Annotated in this window: 2 protein-coding genes; one reads left to right on the plus strand and one right to left on the minus strand. The window is 48.9% G+C overall.

Annotated elements, in window-relative coordinates; all coding sequences use genetic code 11:
• On the plus strand, positions 1 to 2,087 hold a 2,087-nt coding region (locus tag PX482_RS11300), incomplete at its 5' end, for a CHAT domain-containing protein (protein ID WP_288122448.1).
• Between the two features lie 311 nt (positions 2,088 to 2,398).
• Here PX482_RS11300 and PX482_RS11305 read toward each other — a convergent pair.
• Entirely contained in the window at positions 2,399 to 3,586 is a 1,188-nt protein-coding gene (locus tag PX482_RS11305) for a glycosyltransferase (RefSeq protein ID WP_004159611.1), read from the minus strand.
• Between the last annotated feature and the right edge of the window lie 227 nt (positions 3,587 to 3,813).

Genomic DNA, 3,813 nt, shown 5'->3' on the forward strand with positions numbered 1-3,813 from the left:
ACAGCACCCAAGCCGAACTAGGGAAAGAGCCGGTAGCCAACCTAGAACGGGCGATCGCCGCCTATACCGAAGCCACCACCATCCGCCGCCAACCTGGATTAGAAAGGGATTTAGCCCAAACCCTCACTAATCTGGGCGTAGCCTACAGCACCCAAGCCGAACTAGGGAAAGAGCCGGTAGCCAACCTAGAACGGGCGATCGCCAATTATCGAGAAGCACTTTCCTTTCTCAACCCCGCTCTCTTACCTGCTGACACCCTGATAACTGGGCGCAACTTAGGCAATCTCGGTTTCCAGCAGGGTTGGTGGGACATTGCCCTAGAAGGCTACACCGTCGCCGTGGAAGCCGTTGAACAAAGCCGCGCCTGGGCAACCAGTGAAGCCCTTCGCCAAGAGATTGTCCGCGAGTCCATCGGTGTTTATGAAAACCTAATCCAAGCCGCCGTTAACCAAGGCGACCTCTCCCTGGCGCTGCGAACCGTCGAACGTTCCCGCTCCAAACGCCTCGCCGACCTGATCGCTGTGGGCGACCTCTACGCCGATGGGCGCGTTCCCCCAGAGATACAAGCCTGGTATCAGCAGGTTAAGGATAGCCGTCAGATCCAATCCCAACTCCGTCAAAACCCCCTCGACCAGCCCGGATTCACCCAGAAACCCCAACCCTACCCCATCGGTAACACCCGCGCCAGCTTTGCCACAGAACAACTCCAGGCCGCCGAAGCCGCCGAACGTCAAGCCTGGGACGCTCTCTACCGCTTTGATGCCATCACCGCCCAACTTCAGCAACCCCAACCCCAACCCCGACTCGATGAACTAACGGCGCTGCTTCCATCCCCCCAGACTGCCCTCCTCAGCTTCTATACCACCGCCACCCATACCCACATCTTTGTCCTGCGTCGCCCCGCCCAGGATGGCGGGGAATGGGTCAACTGCCACACTATTCCCAATCCCCCGGAGTCCGCCAACGACTTGCAAAACTGGCTGGTCGTCAACTGGGTTATCCCCTACATTGCGATTAATCAAGCAGAGACCCCCCAATCCCGCCAGCAGCGTCGGCATGAGTGGCACCAAGCTATGGCCACTCGTCTGCAAGAACTGGCAACCCGCCTGCAATTCGATACCCTCATCCAACAGCACCTCCAGGGCATCACTGAGTTAATTCTGATTCCCCACCTGTTCCTGCACCAAATTCCCTTCGACCTTCTACCCACCGCCGAAGGTCAACTACTGGGCGATCGCTTTCGCCTTCAGTTTGTCCCCAGTACGAAAATTCTCGGACTGTGCCAAGAGCGATCGCAACCCACTCCCCACACCCTGGGGATTGTGGAAAACACCACAGAGGATTTGCCCTATACTCCCCTAGAGTGTGAGTGGGTCGCCCAAACCTGGAATGTGCCTCGCCAACGGCGGCTACAGGGGCGCACAGTCACCCCCGACTCTTATCTGCAACTGCTGAAACAATTGCAGGCTTTGCTCTCCAGCCACCACGCCACCAGCCGCCCCGATGATCCCCTCAACTCCCACCTCGTCCTAGACGGGGGGCAAAAAGTCACCCTCCGGGATTTACTTAGTCCCCTGTGGCGTTTTCCCGAATTGTCGGAAGTGTTTCTCTCCTGTTGTGAAACCGGTCTCAGTTTTGCCACTTCCCGAGATCAAGAGGGAAAGCTGCGACGGGAATTACTGGACGAACCCCTCAGCTTAGGTACAGGCTTTCTGCTGGGGGGCGCTCGTGCTGTGATTAGTAGTCATTGGGCGGTGACTGATCTAGCTACGGCGCTGTTTTCGCGGGAGTACCATCGCGCCCGGCGGGCCGGAGAGGAACGTTTAACGGCTCTACATCAGGCTCGTCAAGCGTTGCGGGAGACTTGCCAAAAAGACTGGCGGGACCGTTTGACAGTCGATTATCAGCAGGCTTATCAGACTTGGCAACAAATGCGCCAAACTAAGGATCCCAACGTCAATGCTGCTCAAGCCAATTATCAGAAAATCGGCGAATTGATCAAGTGGCTCGACGAATTTGCTCCCGACGCAGTGCCTTTTCAGGATTATCGTTACTGGGGGGCGTTCTATTGTCTGGGACTTCCTTAAAATTATGAATTATTTCCTTGTTGCAAGTAAAACGTAGGGTGCGTTAGACGGCGACAATCTCTGCTTAAACTTAAATCTAACAATCCGTCGTAACGCACCACACCTATCATTAATTTAACTTTATTATAACATATAATTAATTTGCAAGAGTTCTTATCTATCATTAATTTATTTGATGCGTTACGCTATCGCTAACGCACCCTACTACTAATTATTGTACTGTAAAAGGATAATGCTGGGTTTTTAAAGGTTCCAATTTTAACAGGTCAAAAGTCCTATTTTAAAAGGGTTTTACCATTATTCAGCAATCCCTAATTAGGATAAACTCGCCCTTTCCAACCCCCCCCTTGACCGCGCCAATAACGCAGGGCAGAATCGACGGTCATTAAACTATAAAAGAGGGCAATTAGGGGTAAAGTTAAAGCCCGCAGGGGGGATAATTTATATAGTCTTAAAGTCGGGCTATAGGAGAGGGCGATTAGTAATAAGGTGACGGCGCTAATTATGATAATTGATGTTTCTTTTAAGACCAATCCCCAGATTAAGCCCAAGGGGGCGGCTAAATAGGTTAAAAACATCCCGAAAATTGTGCCAATTAACCAAAGTGTTGAGTAATTTAGTTGCGTAAATGCGGTGCGGGCTACCATATTCCAAATGCTTGCTAAATCCGGATAGGGACGGAGACTATAGGTGCTTTCTGTTAATCCTAACCAGATGGAACTCTCGTTATTTTCTGGGTGATTTTGCAGATATTTTTTAACCGCAATCGCCAAAGAACAATCATCAATTAAAGCTTGTTTAAGAATCTCAATACCGCCAATTTTTTCTAGGATATCTCGGCGAATTAAAATGCAACCCCCGGCGGCGGCTGCTATCGGGGAATTAGGATTATTAACTAGGGGAAAAGGATAGAGTTTCTCGAAGAAAAAAACAAAGGCAGGAATGAGAAATTTTTCCCAAAAACTGTCACAGCGTAGCAACACCATCAGGGAAACTAAAGCTTGTTTTTCTTGTACTGCTTTAGTAACTAATTGGGTTAAATTATCCGGTGGGTGGGCAATATCAGCATCGGTGAACAGAAAATAATCGGGTGCAAATTTCTCGGTAGCCTCTGTTATTCCCTGTTTCATTGCCCATAATTTACCCGTCCATCCTATCTCTAAAGGCTGTCCAGAAATAATAGTTATCTGTTCAGATTTATGAGATTTATCGGCAATTTTTTGGGCAACTTTCCCCGTGTCATCACTGCTTTGATCGTCAATTAAAATAATGGAAAATTCGCCTTGATAATCTTGGTTAAAGAGGGAAGCTAAACTGATGGGTAAAACGTCGGCTTCGTTTCGTGCGGGGATAATTGCCGAGACTTTTGGATAATTTGTTAAGGGAGAAGTGACAGAATTAATTTTTTGGTTAGATAGCCAAAATTGTCCCCTGGCTAAGATTAAATATAACCAAATTATTAGCGATAGGAAAGTAACTAATAATAATAAAAATGTCATAAGCTAGTCGGCTTTCGATGAGGGAATAGGGAACAGGTCAAAAAGAGTAAGTAGGTAGGTGTTAAAAGTTGTCAGACACCCCCCTTATCAAGGGGGGATCAAGGGGGGATCCCCCCGCCTATCGGCACCCCCCTGATCAAGGTAGGGCTGTTTCATTTAAATTAAGTATAGCTGATTTTGAGTCAATAAATTTGACCGAAGATTCTCAAGTTTATCTTGTTCTAACC

Origin of the sequence: Microcystis sp. M53602_WE12 (genome assembly GCF_030065455.1) — a bacterium.
Classification (GTDB): Bacteria; Cyanobacteriota; Cyanobacteriia; order Cyanobacteriales; family Microcystaceae; genus Microcystis; species Microcystis aeruginosa.

Bases quoted from the DNA above. Each gene is read 5' to 3' on its own strand.
- PX482_RS11305 (WP_004159611.1), bottom strand. From the start codon at position 3,586: ATGACATTTTTATTATTATTAGTTACTTTCCTATCGCTAATAATTTGG.